At 66.0% G+C, this 16,619-nt stretch carries 19 protein-coding genes; 14 read left to right on the plus strand and 5 right to left on the minus strand.

Annotated features, from left to right (window positions below; translation table 11 throughout):
- Nucleotides 1-16: 16 nt before the first annotated feature.
- The 3 genes from QA609_RS07375 to QA609_RS07385 are packed head-to-tail and all read left to right on the plus strand — an operon-like array spanning nucleotide 17 to nucleotide 3,074.
- A complete protein-coding gene (locus tag QA609_RS07375) occupies nucleotides 17-1,027 on the plus strand; it encodes a tripartite tricarboxylate transporter substrate binding protein (protein ID WP_278301952.1) in 1,011 nt (336 codons plus the stop codon).
- 51 nt (nucleotides 1,028-1,078) lie between these two features.
- Nucleotides 1,079-1,594, plus strand: coding sequence for a tripartite tricarboxylate transporter TctB family protein (locus QA609_RS07380; RefSeq protein ID WP_278301953.1), 516 nt, complete (start codon nucleotides 1,079-1,081; stop codon nucleotides 1,592-1,594).
- 1 nt (nucleotide 1,595) lies between these two features.
- Nucleotides 1,596-3,074 carry a tripartite tricarboxylate transporter permease gene (locus QA609_RS07385; protein WP_278301954.1) on the plus strand — a complete coding sequence of 493 codons (1,479 nt, stop codon included), beginning with the start codon at nucleotides 1,596-1,598 and terminating at the stop codon, nucleotides 3,072-3,074.
- Nucleotides 3,075-3,298: 224 nt separating this feature from the next.
- On the opposite strand, the gene QA609_RS07390 is transcribed toward QA609_RS07385, so the two are convergent.
- Both QA609_RS07390 and QA609_RS07395 read right to left on the minus strand, forming a co-directional pair.
- On the minus strand, nucleotides 3,299-3,748 hold the full coding sequence (locus QA609_RS07390) for a CBS domain-containing protein (RefSeq protein WP_278301955.1): 450 nt from the start codon (nucleotides 3,746-3,748) through the stop codon (nucleotides 3,299-3,301).
- Between the two features lie 346 nt (nucleotides 3,749-4,094).
- Nucleotides 4,095-4,451, minus strand: coding sequence for a hypothetical protein (locus QA609_RS07395; RefSeq protein WP_278301956.1), 357 nt, complete (start codon nucleotides 4,449-4,451; stop codon nucleotides 4,095-4,097).
- Between the two features lie 280 nt (nucleotides 4,452-4,731).
- On the opposite strand from QA609_RS07395, the gene QA609_RS07400 reads away from it, so the two are divergent.
- On the plus strand, nucleotides 4,732-5,055 hold the full coding sequence (locus QA609_RS07400; RefSeq protein WP_278301957.1) for a hypothetical protein: 324 nt from the start codon (nucleotides 4,732-4,734) through the stop codon (nucleotides 5,053-5,055).
- Nucleotides 5,056-5,505: 450 nt separating this feature from the next.
- Here the strand turns inward: QA609_RS07400 and QA609_RS07405 are convergent, their stop codons facing one another.
- Complete coding sequence (locus QA609_RS07405) at nucleotides 5,506-6,702, minus strand: MFS transporter (RefSeq protein WP_278301958.1); 1,197 nt, start codon at nucleotides 6,700-6,702, stop codon at nucleotides 5,506-5,508.
- 308 nt (nucleotides 6,703-7,010) lie between these two features.
- Between QA609_RS07405 and QA609_RS07410 the strand changes: the two genes are divergently transcribed.
- The 6 genes from QA609_RS07410 to QA609_RS07435 all read left to right on the plus strand — a co-directional run bounded on the left by QA609_RS07410 (nucleotide 7,011) and on the right by QA609_RS07435 (nucleotide 11,447).
- Nucleotides 7,011-7,133, plus strand: a complete 123-nt coding sequence (locus tag QA609_RS07410) for a hypothetical protein (protein WP_278301959.1) — start codon at nucleotides 7,011-7,013, stop codon at nucleotides 7,131-7,133.
- Nucleotides 7,134-7,257: 124 nt separating this feature from the next.
- Nucleotides 7,258-7,668: a heme-binding protein gene (locus QA609_RS07415; RefSeq protein ID WP_278301960.1), complete on the plus strand. Its 411-nt coding sequence runs from the start codon at nucleotides 7,258-7,260 to the stop codon at nucleotides 7,666-7,668.
- Between the two features lie 54 nt (nucleotides 7,669-7,722).
- Entirely contained in the window at nucleotides 7,723-8,151 is a 429-nt protein-coding gene (locus QA609_RS07420) for a universal stress protein (RefSeq protein WP_278301961.1), read from the plus strand.
- A gap of 55 nt (nucleotides 8,152-8,206) precedes the next feature.
- Nucleotides 8,207-9,517 (plus strand): cytochrome P450, encoded by a 1,311-nt coding sequence (locus QA609_RS07425; protein WP_278301962.1) that lies wholly within the window; start codon nucleotides 8,207-8,209, stop codon nucleotides 9,515-9,517.
- 401 nt (nucleotides 9,518-9,918) lie between these two features.
- Entirely contained in the window at nucleotides 9,919-10,347 is a 429-nt protein-coding gene (locus tag QA609_RS07430; protein WP_278301963.1) for a universal stress protein, read from the plus strand.
- A gap of 581 nt (nucleotides 10,348-10,928) precedes the next feature.
- Complete coding sequence (locus QA609_RS07435) at nucleotides 10,929-11,447, plus strand: helix-turn-helix domain-containing protein (RefSeq protein ID WP_278301964.1); 519 nt, start codon at nucleotides 10,929-10,931, stop codon at nucleotides 11,445-11,447.
- A 64-nt stretch (nucleotides 11,448-11,511) separates the two neighbouring features.
- Here QA609_RS07435 and QA609_RS07440 read toward each other — a convergent pair whose 3' ends face one another.
- Both QA609_RS07440 and QA609_RS07445 read right to left on the minus strand, forming a co-directional pair.
- On the minus strand, nucleotides 11,512-12,705 hold the full coding sequence (locus tag QA609_RS07440) for an ATP-binding protein (protein ID WP_278301965.1): 1,194 nt from the start codon (nucleotides 12,703-12,705) through the stop codon (nucleotides 11,512-11,514).
- A 165-nt stretch (nucleotides 12,706-12,870) separates the two neighbouring features.
- Complete coding sequence (locus tag QA609_RS07445; protein WP_278301966.1) at nucleotides 12,871-13,422, minus strand: metal-dependent hydrolase; 552 nt, start codon at nucleotides 13,420-13,422, stop codon at nucleotides 12,871-12,873.
- Between the two features lie 202 nt (nucleotides 13,423-13,624).
- On the opposite strand from QA609_RS07445, the gene QA609_RS07450 reads away from it, so the two are divergent.
- From QA609_RS07450 to QA609_RS07465, 4 genes are all read left to right on the plus strand, one after another.
- The gene (locus tag QA609_RS07450; protein WP_278301967.1) at nucleotides 13,625-13,831 is read left to right on the plus strand and encodes a hypothetical protein; all 207 of its coding nucleotides are present in this window, start codon (nucleotides 13,625-13,627) and stop codon (nucleotides 13,829-13,831) included.
- A 172-nt stretch (nucleotides 13,832-14,003) separates the two neighbouring features.
- Complete coding sequence (locus QA609_RS07455) at nucleotides 14,004-14,987, plus strand: carboxypeptidase regulatory-like domain-containing protein (protein ID WP_278301968.1); 984 nt, start codon at nucleotides 14,004-14,006, stop codon at nucleotides 14,985-14,987.
- A 117-nt stretch (nucleotides 14,988-15,104) separates the two neighbouring features.
- Nucleotides 15,105-15,287, plus strand: a complete 183-nt coding sequence (locus QA609_RS07460; RefSeq protein WP_278301969.1) for an HVO_0649 family zinc finger protein — start codon at nucleotides 15,105-15,107, stop codon at nucleotides 15,285-15,287.
- A gap of 168 nt (nucleotides 15,288-15,455) precedes the next feature.
- Complete coding sequence (locus QA609_RS07465; protein ID WP_278301970.1) at nucleotides 15,456-16,610, plus strand: amidohydrolase family protein; 1,155 nt, start codon at nucleotides 15,456-15,458, stop codon at nucleotides 16,608-16,610.
- Nucleotides 16,611-16,619: the final 9 nt, after the last annotated feature.

The raw sequence follows: 16,619 nt of genomic DNA on the forward strand, positions 1-16,619 counted from the left end.
CACCCGTTCATAGAAGATGATAGAAGATAGTGGACGGCGGGAATTTCTCGCAACGGCTGCCGTTGGAACGACGGTCGGGGTAGCAGGGTGTACCGACGCGCTGACGCCGGACGACAACGGATCCGATTCGGAGGCTGCGGACTTTCCGTCGGACGATATCGAGATTATCTGTCCGTTCGACGAGGGTGGCGGAACCGACCTGACCGCGCGGCAACTGTCCGAACAGCTGGAAAACCAGCTGGATACGTCTTCGTTCGTGACGAACTCGACGGGCGGATCGGGCAGCGTCGGGTTCAGCGAGATCGCCTCCGCTTCCGCCGACGGTCACACGCTCGGGATCCTCACTGTCGAAATCTGCACCGTCTCCCACCTGGATATCGGAGACGTAACCCACGAGGACATGACGCCGATACTGCAGTACAACTTCGATCCGGCGGCGCTTACGGTCCACGAGGACGCACCCTACGACAGTTTAGAGGAGTTCGTCGACTACGCCGAGGACAACCCCGGCGAGATCAGCGTGTCGAACTCGGGGACGGGTGCGATCTGGCACCTCGCGGCAGCGGAGTTCGAGCAGGCCGCCGATATCGAACTCGACCACATCGGGTACGAGGGCGCCGCACCCGCGACGGAAGCGGTTCTCGGTGGCGAGGTCGAGGCGACGACCTCGAGCGCGGCGGAGGTTTCCTCACAGGTCCAGGACGGCGACCTCGAGATGCTCGCGTTCTTCGGGGACGAACGTCATCCGGCCTTCGAGGACGTGCCGACCCTGACCGAAGAGGGCTACGACGTTACGGTCGGTGCCTGGCGGGGCATCGGCGGCCCTGCGGGCATGGACGAGGAGATCGTCGAGACGCTTGAGGACGCGTTCGACGAGATCCACAGCTCCGAGGAGTTCGAGGAGTTCATGGAGAACAACAACTTCCAGCTCGAGCACCGTGACGCGGAGGAGTTCGGGCAGTTCATGGACGAGGAGTACGACCGGTTCGGCGAACTGATCGACGAACTGGGAATCGAAGGCGAGTAACCGGTCGCTCGAGTACGAACCACGGTTATTTACCGATACTGTAGGATCAGAATGGGATTACACGTACCACACACTGACAAACTCGGATCGATTCTCTGGCTACTGTTAGCGGTCGGGATCTTCGTCGTCTCCGCAGATTTGCCTACCGGCACCGGGGAGACCGGAGCGGCGTTTTACCCGCGCGTAATCGCCGTGCTCATCGCCCTCTTTGCCTGTATGCAACTCGGCCGTAGTTTCTACGACGAGGGATACCAAGTTCGCGACGTGTCGAGACAGCAGACACAGCGCGTCATCGCCGTCGTCGCTCTCGTTACGATCTACGTGCTCTCGCTCCCGTGGTTCGGTTTCGTCACCGGGACGGTGCTGTTTCTGATCGTGGGAATGCTCTACTCCGGAGCGCGTTCTCCGATCCGCATCGGAGTCGCCGCCCTCGGACTGACGCTGGTGCTGTACTACGTCTTCGCGGTGTTTCTCCGAATTCCCCTGCCAGAGAGCCCGTTCGTTCCGGTCGAAGCTGCGCTTCCTGGACTGATCCACGTCGGGTTGATTCCTGGGGTGATCGGCTAACATGCTCGCCGGACTGCTCGAGGGGCTCTCACTCGTTTTCCAACCGCTCGCGCTCGCGCTGATCGTCTTCGGCGTCGTCGTCGGCATCGTCATGGGATCGATCCCGGGAATGACGGCGACGATGACGGTTGCCGTTCTCGTCTCGTTTACGTTCGGGATGAATCCAACCGAGGGGATGATGCTTCTGCTCGGTATTTACGGCGGCGCGCTGTACGCGGGTTCGATCCCGGCGATTCTCATCCGGACGCCGGGGACACCGAGCGCCGCCGCGACGATCTTCGACGGGTTTCCGCTGTCGGAACAGGGGCAAGCCGGAAAGGCGATCGGGATCGCCACGATCGCCTCGTTCGTCGGCGGCGCCGTTAGCGTTCTCATCGTTACCGTTCTGTCCCCACAGATCGCCAACGTCGCACTCAACATCGGCTCGCCCGAGTACTTCGCGATCGCGTTTTTCGGACTGACGATCATCGCGAGCATCAGCGGCGATTCGATTACGAAGGGGATGCTGTCAGGACTGCTCGGGATGCTGATCGCGACGGTGGGGCTCGATCCGACGCTGGGTCAGCCCCGATTCACGTTCGGATTTCCCGAACTGAGCGCCGGTATCGAATTTATCGCGGTGATGATCGGTCTCTTCGGGCTGGCTGAGGGGGTCAACCGATACCGCGAAGGGATCGGCACGATCGACCTTCAGCAGGACCTCAGCGGTATCACTCCCTCCCGCGCCGACCTGAAGAGTATCCGAAACGTAACGCTCGGCTCGAGCGTCGCGGGCTCGATAATCGGCTCGATACCGGGCGCTGGCGGCGACATCGCGTCGTTCGTCACGTACAACGAGGCCAAACGCTGGGCAAAAAACGCTACGCCGGAGTTCGGGAGCGGGAACATCAAGGGCGTCGCCGCGGCCGAGTCCGGGAACAACTCGAGTACGGCGGGTGCGCTCGTCCCGACGCTGACGCTCGGTATTCCCGGGGACTCGGTCACAGCGATCCTGATCGGTGCGTTGCTCGTCCACGGGATTCAACCGGGTCCGGGACTGTTCGATAACGAACCGGGGCTCGTCTTCTCGATCTTCATCGGCTTCTTCCTGGTATACGTCGTGATCCTCGTTCTCGGCCTACTGGGTGCACACGTCTGGGTTCGCGTCATCAACTTCCCCGCAAAGTACCTCTGGCCGAGCATCTTCGTCCTCTGTGTCGTCGGCACGTTCGCGCTTCGCGGGAACCTCCTCGACATGTGGGTAATGGTCGCCGCCGGCGTCCTCGGCTTTATCCTCCGAATGGACGGCTATCCTCTCGCGCCGATCGTCCTCGGTATGATCCTGGGACCGATCGCCGAGGAAAACCTTCGACGATCACTCGAGCTCTCGAACGGGAGCTGGGACATCATCTATACGAGTCCGATCGCGATGGTGATCCTGCTGCTCGCGGCCGCGTCGCTCGTCGCTCCGATCGCGCTTCAGTATCGAGAGAGCGAGTAACCTCGAACGCGGATCAGATCGTCTTTTCGTCTCTGCCTTTGCCGTCCGAGACCGTCCTCTCGCCAGCTGACCGTGTCGTATTTCCGTGCGTCTACCGGCTACAACCGCTCGCGAACACCAGGTTCCGCAGCCCTGCAGAACTCGCTCCGCTCGAGGGGATCGATACCGTCGAAGGCTGGGGAGCCGCGGCCAATTCTGAGACGTGCCGGGTCCGACGGCCCGTGTCACCCGCTCATTCGAAACTCCCGGCCGTCCGGCGACTCGAGATTTAGTGATTCGCCGTGCCACTCGATCTCGAGCTTTCCGCGCGAGAGGTACGGTGAGAGGGCGTCGGCCGACAGCAGCCCGCGGTAGCTCCCGTCGCTGACGACGGGAAGGTGTCTGATGCCGGCGGCTCGCATCGTCTCGGTCGCCGTTTCCAGCGTCGCCGTCGGTTCGATCGTCGTCACCGGGGTCGACATGATCTCTTCGACGGTCGGCTCCTCGGTCGTTTCCGCGACCATCGCGACGATATCGGACTCGGTGACGATACCGGTGACGACGTCGCCGAGGCAGACCACGAGGGCCGGAACCGTGGGGCAGCGAAGGCGTTGTGCCGCCTCCCTCGCGGGCAGGTCGGGCGACACGGTCGGCGGGGCCCGAACCCCGAGGTTGTCGACTGTCATCTCTATCATGGATGATGGGTGGTAACACACAACATTATATAGAACTCCTGGACATACGGTTTCAGGATGTTAGAATTGCTAGTGGTCTTTGAACAAGATTCGGCAGGTTCCTGGGCAGCCGCTACTTTCCCAGGGCCGATAGCGGGCGGTGCTTCGTTCGACGTTGGGACGCGGACGCGGGCTCGAGCGGCGATCGTCTGGGGCGGTCGTCCGAGAAACGGTATCGATTCGGAAACGTCGACGTCGGTCTCCTCGGAACTCGAGATCGCGGAAGAGCGAGGTCGAACTCGGCGCGTTTCCGGAGCCCGGCGTCGCCGCGATTTCGACGTTCTCGCCGACGGGGGGTTCGGGGGTCCTACCAGCTTCGGGACGGGTATCCCAGGGACCCGTCGGGCGGCCAGCACTCGAGTTCCTCGGAGAGCCCGAACACGCGATTCGCGCGCTCTCCGTCCGCGAGCGATACCGAATCTTCCCAGTTCGGGTCGATGATCTCTTCGTCGGCGAGCTTCGGCAGGTGCGTGTGTCGAAGCCGATATCGGGCGCGTTCGATCTTTCTATCGTCGAGGTCCTCGGCCGGGATCTGGTGTCGCCGGGCGGCCACGCTCCGCGAGAGGCCCTCGACCGTCACCGTCCGATCCCGTTCGACCAGCTCGTGCAGGACGAGCTGGCGGTCGGCGCTGGCGAGCACCGCGAGTGCCTTCGTCCGGTCCATCTCTGGCGGGACCTCCGCAGTCCGGTCCAAAAACAGCTCGGTCAAATTACGTTGGAAAAGCTCGAGACAGCAGCCCGGAACTCGCTCGTCGGCTCTCGAGGACGGTTGCAACAGTAGGCTCCAGAACCGACCGAGTTCCGGGTTGCAGGGGGCGGCGACGAGAACTCTCGGACCCGAGCCTCGGTGCGGATTTTTCTGTCGGCATATATACATTAGTAAACGCTCTCGAGTTACGAAAGTAGCCAATAGAACAAAACCCTAGAAGTTCCACTAAAAAAACATGGTGGGGACATTCACCGTCGACCTGCGGGATGGACGGAGCGTTCCGTTCGACGAAATCGTGGTGCTGGAACGGAAGAACGGTACGTGGATCCGCTGTGTCAGGGACGAACCCAGTCCGCGTGAGCAGCTCCCGGAGACGACGAAGTACTACCGCCTCGAGACCGACGTCGAGCGCATCGTTATCGAACCCGACGGCGAGCCGTGTGAGGCCTCGCTCTCGTCGGGGGCAGAGACGGACACGCCGGACGGGGCTGTCGCCCTGCTCGAGGAAGCCGACGAGGAGCTCGCCGAAGACGGGACAGTTCGGCGGCCGCTCGAGTAGGACGACGAGGCCGCTTCCTCGACGCCGCTCCCTCGACGCGTTGCCGTCCGCTGGCTCGAAGGCCGACCGTCGTTACGGGCTCGGACGGCTCGTCGAACTCCTCCTCTCGATAGGCGACACCGGTCGACTCCCCGACCACCTCGAACCCGCTCGACTCGCAGCGACAGCCGTCCCTCGAGCCGATCGGCTGTACCGTCCCGTCCGACGCGATCCTGGCAGCGCAGGCCGATCCGCACGCGGTGCAGACCCCGATCCGCAATCGCACCTCCTCGTCCATGCGCTATCACACGACGCGGAGCGTAAGTAGATCGCTGATAGTTCGATACGGTCCTCGATCGGACGATTCCGGCCGTCTCGCGGTCGCTTTCGGCTCACCCGTTCGTCACCGGGTTCGTCGATGCACTCGCGAGACGTGAGTCGAGACCGACTCGAGGATCCGCCCGGTTCGAGTCACGCGTGTGACGGCCGAGCGGTGCCGACGGCCGTCGACCAGAGTCCGACGAGAATCGCGGCGAAGGTGAGAGCGATCGCGATCGTGAAGCTTCCGGTGTAGGCGACGCTCGCGGTTCCTAGCGGGGGCATCGCCAGCGCGGTTACGCCGATCGCGATGTTGAACACGCCGACGATGGCGGTGTCCTTCTCGGGGGAGTAGATCGTCATCACCAGCGGGATGTACAGCGTCGCGGAGCCGCCCAGCCCGAGCCCGATCAGGAAGATCGCGATCGGAAGCGTCGAGTCGGCCGAGGCGAACAGCAGGGCGATGCCGGCAGCCGCGGCGGTAAGCGACCCGAGGAAGGCCCGTCGGGAGCCGACGATGTCGGCGAGATAGCCCCCGCCGATCCGCGAGATGATGCTGACCCCGCCGATCAGTCCGAACGCGGCCGACGCCCCGGCTTCGGTGAGTCCGCGGGAGGCGAAGAGGTCGACGGCGTAGGCGGCGAGCAGCTGATACCACGCAAACGACAGCGCGATCCCGACGAACAGCAGCTGGAACGTCCGGGTTCCGCCGAGCCGAGCGAGCCACTCGAGGAGTTCGCCCGCGGTCGCGGTCGACTGTTCGGCCCACCGTGGGCGCCGACAGACCAGCCCGGCCAGCAGGAACGCGACCGCGGTTGTCGACATAACGAGGAGAAACCCCGGCCGGACGCCGAGCTCCGAGAGGACGAGCTGCCAGATCGGCGGGAGGACGGTCAGGCCGAGCCCGTTGCCGACGAAGATCAGCCCCGTCGCGGCGCCCCGTCGGCGATCGAACCAGCGCGGGACGACCGACGCGAGGAGGACGAACGCCGTCCCCAGCGCGATGCCGAGGAACGCGAAGACGACTGCTAGCCCGGCGACCGACTCCACGAGGTACAGCGCGGGCGCCAGCAGCCCCGTCACGAGCGAGCAGGCCAGTAACACGACTCGAGAGTCCAGCCGGGTGCCGAAGACGCCGACGAGCCCGGAGCCGATGAAGAACGTAAACAGCATGACGGCGAACACGCCCGACAGCGCGAGCGGCGAGACCCCGAAGGCGTCGCTGAACGGCGCGCGGAAGATGCCGTACGACAGCGGTGTGCCGAAGGTAAAGACCATCGCGACGGCGCCGACGATCGCCACCAGCCAGCTGCGGCGGCCGTCGGGACGTTCCTGGTCGTCGGTGCGCACGGCACTGTCTCGAGCGCGCTCGGTCGAAAGGATTCTGATCCACGGCTGGATTGCCGAGATCGGCTCGAGTCGGGCGGCCGGACTCCTGCTCTGTGGCCACGGTGGACGAGAGAGGGGAGGTCGGATTCGACCCCGCTCGAGTTGCCCGGCGACGACACACCGCGAAGCTACTTGCCCCCGCGTGGTGGAGTGACTCGCGAGCTGACGGACGGCCGTCCTCCAGCAGCCATGCTCGACCACCAGTCGCGGTTCGTAGTTCGGACACTACGGCGAGAGCCGACGACCGAACGGACGGAGGGAGTCGACCGATGACGCCGCTCGAGCCGATGCTCGCGGTCGTTTTCGGACTGTCCGCGACGTACCTGCTCGCCTGGTGGTACTGGTGGGACGTCCTCGTCGACGAGGGGATCGAACTCGAGTACGCCGAGTGACGGCGCCCCTCGAGCGCCCGATCCGACGGCGTGGCCGTGGCCGTGCGGTCGAGCACCGACGTATGCGGGTCGGTCCCACGGGTTTATTCGCTACGGCGATGAGTCCGTAGCTGGGTCGACACCAATGAGCAAACTGACGCTGGATACGGCAAAGGAGATCGTCGACGCGGCCGAAGAGCGGGCGGCAGAGATCGACGTCCCGATGTGTATCGCGGTGACCGACGAGGGCGGGAACCTCGTCGCGTTTCACCGGATGGACGACGCGCTGCTGGCGAGCATCGACATCGCCCGGAACAAGGCCTACTCGTCGGTGGCGCTGCGGATGGAGACACAGACCATCCAGGAGGTCTCACAGCCGGGCGAGTCGCTGTACGGACTGGGGAACACGAACGACGGCCGGATCGTCACCTTCGGCGGTGGGCTTCCGCTCGAGGACGACGGTGCTGTCGTCGGCGGCGTCGGCGTCTCCGGGGGCAGCGCGGACGAGGACGTAGACGTCGCGGAAGCCGGCGTCGACGCGTTCGACCGCAGCTAGCGTGGTCCGACTACCGTTGGAACGCGTCCTCGCGACGCGTCCCATAGGGCAGCGATGAGCGACGGGATCGTCGCCGTCGTGAGCGGCACCACTGGCCCCGAGCGCGTGCTGTTCGAGGCCGCGCGCCGGGCGGACGACTCCGGCGCGACCGTCTACGTCCTCTACGTACTGGGCGTCGAGTGGTACGCGAGCACGGAGCTCTGGCTGGCCGAACGGCTGCGGATTCCGACCGGTGCCGACACGATACGGACGATCTGTGAACGCAAGGCCGACCGACTCGCCGCGCCCACACTCGAGCGCTACGAGGCGGCCGGGCGGATCGGCCACCCGATCGCCGAGATCGTCGAGTACGCCACGGAAGTCGGGGCCGACACCGTCGTCGTCGACGGCGATCTGCGGTCGGGAACCGGTGCCTGGCGCCGGGCTTCGGATCCGCTCGAGGCGTTTCGCGAGCAGGGGCTGTCGGTCGTTCCGGTGTACTGATCCGAGTCAAGTGACAGCACACATCATTATTGCCCGACTGCGCGTACGACCGGTCGTGAACGACCCGGCCGCTCCGGCGGCGCCGAACCGGCTGCCAGTCGTCGGCCACGCGCCAGCGTTCGCCCGCGAGCCGTTCGCCGCGCTGGAACGGTGGGCCGAGCACGGGAGCGTCGTCCGTCTCGAGTTCCCGGGGGAGCGGTTTTACCTGGTGTCCGATCCCGAGATCGTCGCCACCGTGTTTCGCGACGGTGAACGCAGGTTCACGATCGCCGATCAGCAACGCCGGGCGTTCGCCGACGTCGAGGACCGCGCGGTCTCGACCGCCGTGGGCGATCGGTGGCGACGGCTCCGCGGGGCGCTTCGGCCGGCGTTTACCCGCGAGGCCGTCGAACGGTGTGCCGAGGGGATCGTCGAGCGAACGATCGCCCGGACCGAGACGTGGACCGATGGCGAGGAGATCGACCTCCACCGCGAGATGCGGCTCCTCACGCTCGAGATCCTCGCCGAGACGTTGCTCGACCTCGACCTGCGGGGCGACGAGGACGCGGTTCTCGCGGCGACCGACGCGCTCGTCGCCAGAAGCGATCCGCGACGGCTCGGAGCGGCGCTTCCAGAATGGATGCCGACCCCGACGGATCGGCGATTTCGACGGACCGTCCGCGACCTCGAGTCGGTCGTCGAGCGTGCCCTCGAGACGCCTCGCGGCGAGGGAGAGAACGCCCGCACCGTCCTCCTCGAGGCCCACGAGGCCAGCGAGCTAACGGACCGGGAAGTGCGGGACAACCTCGTCGCCCTGTTGCTCGCCGGCACCGATACGTCCGCGCTCGCGCTGACCTACGGCTGGTACCTGCTGTCCCAACGTCCGGCCGTTCGTCGGTCGCTCGTCGCGGCGTACGACGATCACGTCGGCTCGGGACGGCCGGCCCTCGGCAATTTTGACGGCCTCGAGGAGGTCGAGCACGTCGTCAGGGAGACGCTTCGGCTCTACCCCCCGACGTGGAACACCATGCGACAGTCGACCGAGTCGGTCGTCCTCGGCGGGCATCGGCTGCCCGAAGGAGCACAGTTCATGCTCCCACAGTGGGTGTTCCACCGCGACGAACGGTTCTGGGAGGCACCGACGGCGTTTCGCCCGGCACGGTGGGCCGACGAGTCCGACCGGCCGGAGTACGCCTACTTCCCGTTCGGCGGCAGACCGCGCCACTGCGTCGGGGCGCGGTTCGCCCGCCTCGAGTTGCGCCTCGCGCTGGCGGCGATGGTCGGTCGCGTCGACCTCGACGTCTCGGTCCCGGAGCCGCTGTCGTTCGTCCCGACGCTCTCGCTTCGGCCCGCGGTCGAGCTCTCTGCGACCGTTCGCCACCGGTGACGGCGGGCTACCGACGGCACTCGATCAGTTGAACCACTCGACGTACTCCTCGCAGGCGCCACACGACGCGTGCGTCACCCACGCGTCGCCGTGATCGTGTTCGGCCGGCGCGACGCGGGAGAGCTGGAGGTTCGTGGATCCGCACTCGGGACACTGCGGGGGGGATCGCTTCGCTCATTATATCCCACAATTCGATATATGATATTAAAAATTGTCAATGGAGTCTTGTTTTGGAACCGAGAGAGATCGGACGCGCTCGCGGTCGGGTTCGCGACGTGTCGGCGAGTTTCGCTCCGCAATCGAGTCGGTGAGCGACCGTACCCCACTGTGTCGGATCGGCCGATTCTCGCGGGGTAGGAACGACTGATAGCACTATCATCGCTCGAGAAGGACGATCCCGTATGAGGTATCTCATCGCAACCGACGGCTCCGAGGTCAGCGACACCGCGGTCGAGCGCGCGGCACGCGACGCGAGCGCGCTGGAGGCGTCCCTCGAGATCGTTCACGTACTGACGCCCGAAACGGAGCTCGTGGACGGAGCGCTCGTGTTGCCCGGCGAAGAGCGCGCCGTCGAGTACGGCGAGCGGACGCTTCGCCAGGCGACGGAGCTGGCGACCGAGACCGTCGGCGGCGGGGCCGACCTCGAGATCACGACCGAGCTGCTGGCGGGACGGCCCGCGGCGGCGATCGCCGACTACGCCGACGAGGCCGGCGCCGACGGGATCTACGTTGGTCACCGCGGCCTCTCGACGGAACACGAACGGGTCGTCGGCAGCGTCGCCAAAGCGGTCGTCGACAAGTCGACCGTTCCCGTGACGATCGTCAAGTAGCGAGGACCGCCCCCTCGCTCTCGTCGTCAGCGGGATCGTCCGTCGCGCGCCGCCGTCGACTCCGGTGGTTGCCGATCGTCAGTTCACCACGCTGATTCTCTCGGTCGAAGCGTACGATTGTAGTATATACTCTTCGTATATCTAAATATATGGTTTTCTTCCCGAGGTAGTGGGGTAATTACACCATCAGAAGGACTTATTACTGAACAGACGGTATCCGGAGTACGGTGGTGATGACAACGAATACCACACGATCCGTCAGTCGATGTGCCTGTGGCAATCCAGGTCGCGACCCGATCCCCTGAGATCGGGTACCGGAGACGCCTCGTCTGTTGCCTACTGTCATGCTTCCACCTTCGCGACCCGGTTTTTGGCCGATTTTCGTCCGCTCACTCGAGCCGATCGCTTCCAGCGCCCGGATCGGAGAGTAGTTTCCGTCGTACCGGCGAGCCGCGCCCGTCGCGGGCGTCCGTCGACGAGCGCCGAGTGCGGTAGCCGACCGCTACAGTTCCGGGTAGCCTCGGATGAACGGCTGCACCGGGCAATTACCCATATCCTCAGCGGGAGACGGCGACACGATGATGGGTGGCACAGGGGAAGGCGCATCGCCGATCGAAAACCCCTTCGTGGCGGGGTCGACGGCCGAACGGCTGTACGAACTGCTCGCCCGGACGGACGGGGAACGGACCGCCGCCGAACTGGCGACGCAAGCCGGCCGCGACCGCAGCGCGGTTCGGGAGACCCTCGAGTCGTTCGCCGCACTCGGGATCGTCACCGAACGGACGGGATCGCCCTCGACGTACGAACGAAACGACAGGCGGTTCCCCCGGACCGCAGACGGGGCGACGGTGCTCGCCCGGGAGCGCTCGCTCGAGGAACTCGAAGCGCGGATGGACGTGCTGGTCGATCGGGTGTGGCGCTACCAGTGCCGCTACGACGCCGAGACGCCGCTCGGTGTCGACTGTTCGGCCGTCGACGTTACGCCGGCGACGCTGGCCGACTGGGAGGCCGCCCGCGCGGAGCTGCAGCGTTGTGAGCGCGCGCGGCGGCTCCGACTGCGCGAGGTGGTGTCCGCGGTAGAGTCCGAAGAACAGGTCTGAGGCGACTCGGTCCGAGAACGCCCCGTCGTCGGCGGTGCTCGCTCGATCCTCGACCTGCTCGCGGTCATTCCGCGGGCGCTTCCTCGACGGGCCGAAGGAGGACCGAGAACGTCGCGCCCTCGCCGGGTTCCGAGTCGACCTCGAGGGTGCCGTCGTGGCGCTCGGCGATCCGCTGACAGAGCGCCAGGCCGATCCCCGTTCCCTCGTGGTCCGCCTGGGTGTGGAGGCGATCGAACACCTCGAAGATCCGGTCCTGATCCTCGGGATCGATCCCGATCCCCTCGTCTCGAACCGCGATCTCCCACCGATCGCCGACCCGTTCGGCGGAGACGTGGACGCGGGGCCGCTCGTCGCCGCTGTACTCGAGAGCGTTCGAGACGAGGTTCTGAAACAGCTGGCGCAGCTGGCTTCGGTCGCCCGCGACGCGGGGGAGCTCCTCGGTGGTGATCTCGGCGTCGGTCTCCTCGATCCGGACCCCCAGATCGGTCAGCGCGTCATCGAGGACGGCGTCGAGATCCACGGGCTCGAACGGGTCACCCCGCGTCTCGACCCGGGAGTACTCCAGGAGGTCGTCGACCATCACCTGCATTCGGTCGGCGCCGTCGACGGCGAACTCGATGAACTCCTCGGCGTCCGCGTCGAGCTCGTCGCCGTAGCGCTCCTCGAGCAGCCGGAGGTAGCTCGAGATCATCCGAAGGGGCTCCTGGAGGTCGTGGCTCGCTGCGGAGGCGAACTGTTCCAGGCGCTCGTTCGAGGCCTCGAGCTCTCGGACGGTCGCCTCGAGTTCCTGCTGTGTCTCCCGTAGTTCGTCGTTGCGCTCCTCGAGTCGGTCCTGAACCCGTTCGAGGGCGTCGTTTCGCTGCTCGATTTCCCGCTCCCGGGAGATCGCACGGGACTCGTGGATCCCGATCCCGAGGCCGGCGACCGAGCCGATCGCGAGCGCGACGGCTCGCGTGCCGAACGTGAACTCGGTCGGGATCCCGGGGTGGAGCGCTCGAAGGACGAGAAAGGCGAGCATGACCCCGACACCGGCGAGGCTCCACATCGCGACCCGCCGGTAGAGGTCGGGTTCGATCTCGGACTCCGAGAGCCAGCTTCCGACGTACAGAAACAGCACGCCCGTCAGTCCGAGCAACACGAAGTCGATGAGGGCCTCGAGGCTCGAGCCGCCGCCGGCGACCTTGAGCAGCGACTGGGCGGCCGCGACCGCGATGATGAGCACACCGAGCACGTGAACGTACCGGGACCGACTGACCATCTCCCTCGAGTACCCCATGCGTTGCTATGAGGGTTGCTGCGGGAGACCGTATTAGTAAGCGGTCGTTCAATCGTTATCCACGTTTGAACGGTGGTAAATTCGGACACATTCGCGTCCGAGACGGTCGTCCAAAAGCCACGGTCGGGTCCGCGGCGGGGCCGGCACTCAGCGGCGCGATCGAACGTAGTCGAGCCCGGGGCAGCCGTCGAGATACCAGAGCGCGAGCCCGGCGGCGAACAGCGGGATCTCGAGCAGGAAGAACATCCCCGGATGAGTAAAGGGAGTGACGACGAACTCGACGATCGCTGGCGGCTCGAACAGTCGCTCGTGGTAGGTGAACGTCGGGTGGGTGAGAAACGGCCAGAACAGGAACTCGGTGTCGTTGGGGTAGCCGAGGTAGGCCCGGGGCGGGATATCCGCGACGAGGTGAGAGAGATGCGCGAGGACGAACGCCGTCGCCGTCTCGAGGCGCTCGAGGACGATCGCTCCGGTGTAGACGACGAGCATCAGGACGCCGGTCGCGAGCAGGGAGTGGGCGAGGAATCGGCCGTGGGGGAACACGCCGAGCCAGCCGAGCGGTTTGTCGATCAGATCCGCGAACTGCGAGCCGAAGATAGCCGCGAGCGCGGGTTCGGGGCGGGGAGACCGCCCGAACCGACCGCGCGAGTACAGCGAGTAGACGATGTACGCGACGCCGAAGTGTCCCCAGGGCCACATGGATTAGCCTCGTCTATCCGTGTGTATACCTTTGTCTAAACCGATCGAGAGTAGTCGGGTATCCTTCGAGCCCGGTAGCCCCTCGAGGAAGCCAAACTCGTTGGGCAGAACCCGTCGCTCCGGCCCGGAACGACCGTCTGGTTGGCGATCGGACGGGTCGTGATGAAAACGTTTTTACAGTTGACCGGCCAGTCCTCAGAGGATGGAACCGCTCGTCTTCCCCATCCTCGCCGTACTCGTCCTCCTGCAGATTCCGATCTCGATTTTCGTCCGCTTCGACGCGAAACGTCGCAAGCTGAAACATCCCGACACCTACGAGTTCGGCGTTCTCGTGCCGCTTTGCGGACTGGTGGTTACCGTGGTCTATCTGTACAACCGACGGCGGCGGTCCGGGAAGGCCCTGGGTTGAGGCATCTCGGCGCGATGGGGTCGACAAACGACGGGCTTCGTGCGACAGCGGGTCTCTCCGCGGGTTTGGCTCGAGGAACTGCGTTCGGTCCGATATAAAACGTTATGCGCTCGAGAACCCTCTCTGCAGCAGAGATGTACTGGCACGAGATCGGGGATCGACGGGGGACGGCATGGATCTGAAGCGTCGCGAGTTCGCCGCCATCACGGGCGTCTCGCTGTCGGCGGTGCTGGCGGGCTGTGCCGACGCCGAGGAGGGGGGAGACGACTCTGGGTCCGAGACCGACGGGGCCGACGACTCTGAGGGAGAAGCCGAGGACTCGGCGGCCGACGAAGCCGAGGACGGTGGGAGCGACGATTCGGAGGCCGCCGAGACCGAAAGCGACGACGCCGGCGACGGGGACGACGACTCCGAAGACCCAGCCGAGGACGACGCGGCCGATCAGGACTCGAGCGAGGACGACGAGGAGCCGGCCGACAGCGAGTCGGGGGAGGCCAACGAGTCCGACGAGGACGACGGGGACGACGAGGCGGTCTACGAGGACGAGGCGATCGACGGGGCGGTCGTGCTCTCGGAGGCGGCCGAGCGCCACCTCGAGGTCGAGCGACACACGTTCACCTGGGCGGAGGCGCCGCCCAGCGAGCTGTGTCAGGTTCACGCGATGTTCGCGAACGCAAGCGGGGCGGAGCTCGCCGTCAGCATGACCGCTCGCGTGTTCGACGCCGACGGGAACGAGCTCTCCTCGACCACGAAGGCCGCTACCGAGGGGCCGGAGCCGGGCGCCGACGACGCCGTCTACTCCTTCGAGCTGAACAACTGCGCAGAGACCGCGGCGTACGAACTCGAGGTCACGGAGGTCGAGGCGACCGGAGAGGCGGAGGAGGTCGAGGAGGCGCCGGAGCGACACCTGCTGCGCGTGCTCGTCCAGGACGGATTCGGCGAGCCTATCGAGGATGCGACCGTCAGCGCCGAGGAGCGCGGTCTGGGTGGCTGGGGCGAGACACGGACCGTCGACGACCACGGCCAGGCCGAGTTCGAGTTCCAGGCCGGCGACTACCTGGTGACCGTCGAGGCCGAGGGGTACCCGACGCTCGAGGAGTCGCTCGAACTCACCGGGAACGTGGAGTACACGGCGACGCTTCGGGCGGGTGACTGAGCCCCGTTCCGCTTCGCTCCGACGCAGTGGGCCAGAGGCGCGTTCAGTCCCGGCGGACAGTCGTGCGCTCGGAACGCTCGAGCAGGGCTTTTCTCGTCGGGGTGGATACTATGACACATGCCAACAGCCCTCGAGCGACTCCGACGGCGGTACGAGACGACCGACAAGAAGTGCCCGGCGTGTGGCTACGTCGACACGGGACGGAACTGGGAGAGCCGAACCGACGGGAAGCAGGTCGTGTACCGCCACGTCTGTCCGAGCTGCGATGCGAGCCGCGAGCACACCTACCGGTTGACCTAATCTGGACTCCGAGCGGCTCCCGGGCTCGAGTCCGTCCCCGCGGTCGGATCCTCGAGTTCGAGCCGACGGCGACGGTCTCGCCGCTCGGCTTCGAACGGGACGACTACCGCGATTCAGGCGCTGGATACGCGCGATAACGATTTGGACCCCTTCGTGGAACCCCGGGCCATGGCCCGTCCCTCTGCGCCCGACGATTCGTCCGCCCGTCGCTCCGACCCGGTCGACCCGAACGCCGCGGATCCTCTCCGACCGGGCCCGACGCGCAGACGGTATCTCGCGGTGACCGCAGGCGTCGGTCTCTCCGGGGCGATCGCGGGTTGTGCATCCGTCGGGTCCGACGACTCGCGCCCGGAGCCCGAGACTCCGCCGTCGAACGATGAGCGGTCCGACGAGTCCGAACCGGTCGAGCAGGAGTCGAAGCCGACCGAAACGGAAGAGGAGGAGGAGAAGTCCGACGACGCGGAGATCGACGCCGACGCGGTCGACGACCTTCCGCTGTTCGACGCGCACACACACGTTATCCCGACGGCGGCGCGGGGCCACGATCCGCTGTCGGCCGACGAGCTCGTCGCCTGGATGGACGACCGGGGCGTGGACCGCGCCGTTGTCCTCCCGTTCGACTCCCCGGAGGGGTACCCGGTGCAGGCGCCGAGCTGGTGGGTGCTCGAGGAGGTCGCGGCCTACCCGGATCGGCTGGTCCCGTTCTGTTCGATCGATCCGCGAACGCTGGTCTACGGCGACGAGATCGTCGCGGAGGTCCTCGAGGGGTACCTCGAGCGGGGCGCCCGCGGCTTCGGCGAGCTGAAGGTCGGGATGGCAATCGACGACGAGCGCCTCGAGGGCATCTACGAGCTGTGTGCGGAGTACGGGCTGCCGATCCTCTTTCACACCGATCGGCAGTCGCTGACCGACGACGTCGGGCTGCCGGGACTCGAGGGCGTGCTCGCCTCGTATCCGGAGGTCGACTTCGTCGCACACGCCCACGGCTGGTGGGCGCACGTGGCTGCGGACGTGGAGTCGGGGGATCTCGGCGGGCTCCCCGAGGGATCGATCGACACGCGTGGGCGCGTCTGGGAGCTGCTCGCGGCGTACGACAACATCTACGGCGACCTCTCGACCCGCGCCGGGTGGAACGCGCTGACGCGCGATCCGGCGGTCGGACAGACGTTTCTCGAGACCCACCACGATCGACTCGTGTTCGGGACCGACTACCTCTACCCCGGCCAGGCGGTCCCCCAGTTCGAGCTGTTCGAGCGGTTCGACCTCGAGCTCGAGGCGTGGGCGGATCTCCGGTATCGAACCCTCGAGGGGCTGCTGCGGTGAGCTGGTAAC

Origin of the sequence: Natronococcus sp. A-GB7, assembly GCF_029688865.1 — an archaeon.
Classification (GTDB): domain Archaea; phylum Halobacteriota; class Halobacteria; order Halobacteriales; family Natrialbaceae; genus Natronococcus.

Bases quoted from the DNA above. Each gene is read 5' to 3' on its own strand.
- QA609_RS07375 (WP_278301952.1), top strand. From the start codon at position 17: ATGATAGAAGATAGTGGACGGCGGGAATTTCTCGCAACGGCTGCCGTT.
- QA609_RS07380 (WP_278301953.1), top strand. From the start codon at position 1,079: ATGGGATTACACGTACCACACACTGACAAACTCGGATCGATTCTCTGG.
- QA609_RS07385 (WP_278301954.1), top strand. From the start codon at position 1,596: ATGCTCGCCGGACTGCTCGAGGGGCTCTCACTCGTTTTCCAACCGCTC.
- QA609_RS07390 (WP_278301955.1), bottom strand. From the start codon at position 3,748: ATGATAGAGATGACAGTCGACAACCTCGGGGTTCGGGCCCCGCCGACC.
- QA609_RS07395 (WP_278301956.1), bottom strand. From the start codon at position 4,451: ATGGACCGGACGAAGGCACTCGCGGTGCTCGCCAGCGCCGACCGCCAG.
- QA609_RS07400 (WP_278301957.1), top strand. From the start codon at position 4,732: ATGGTGGGGACATTCACCGTCGACCTGCGGGATGGACGGAGCGTTCCG.
- QA609_RS07410 (WP_278301959.1), top strand. From the start codon at position 7,011: ATGACGCCGCTCGAGCCGATGCTCGCGGTCGTTTTCGGACTGTCCGCG.
- QA609_RS07415 (WP_278301960.1), top strand. From the start codon at position 7,258: ATGAGCAAACTGACGCTGGATACGGCAAAGGAGATCGTCGACGCGGCC.
- QA609_RS07420 (WP_278301961.1), top strand. From the start codon at position 7,723: ATGAGCGACGGGATCGTCGCCGTCGTGAGCGGCACCACTGGCCCCGAG.
- QA609_RS07430 (WP_278301963.1), top strand. From the start codon at position 9,919: ATGAGGTATCTCATCGCAACCGACGGCTCCGAGGTCAGCGACACCGCG.
- QA609_RS07435 (WP_278301964.1), top strand. From the start codon at position 10,929: ATGGGTGGCACAGGGGAAGGCGCATCGCCGATCGAAAACCCCTTCGTG.
- QA609_RS07440 (WP_278301965.1), bottom strand. From the start codon at position 12,705: ATGGTCAGTCGGTCCCGGTACGTTCACGTGCTCGGTGTGCTCATCATC.
- QA609_RS07445 (WP_278301966.1), bottom strand. From the start codon at position 13,422: ATGTGGCCCTGGGGACACTTCGGCGTCGCGTACATCGTCTACTCGCTG.
- QA609_RS07450 (WP_278301967.1), top strand. From the start codon at position 13,625: ATGGAACCGCTCGTCTTCCCCATCCTCGCCGTACTCGTCCTCCTGCAG.
- QA609_RS07455 (WP_278301968.1), top strand. From the start codon at position 14,004: ATGGATCTGAAGCGTCGCGAGTTCGCCGCCATCACGGGCGTCTCGCTG.
- QA609_RS07460 (WP_278301969.1), top strand. From the start codon at position 15,105: ATGCCAACAGCCCTCGAGCGACTCCGACGGCGGTACGAGACGACCGAC.
- QA609_RS07465 (WP_278301970.1), top strand. From the start codon at position 15,456: ATGGCCCGTCCCTCTGCGCCCGACGATTCGTCCGCCCGTCGCTCCGAC.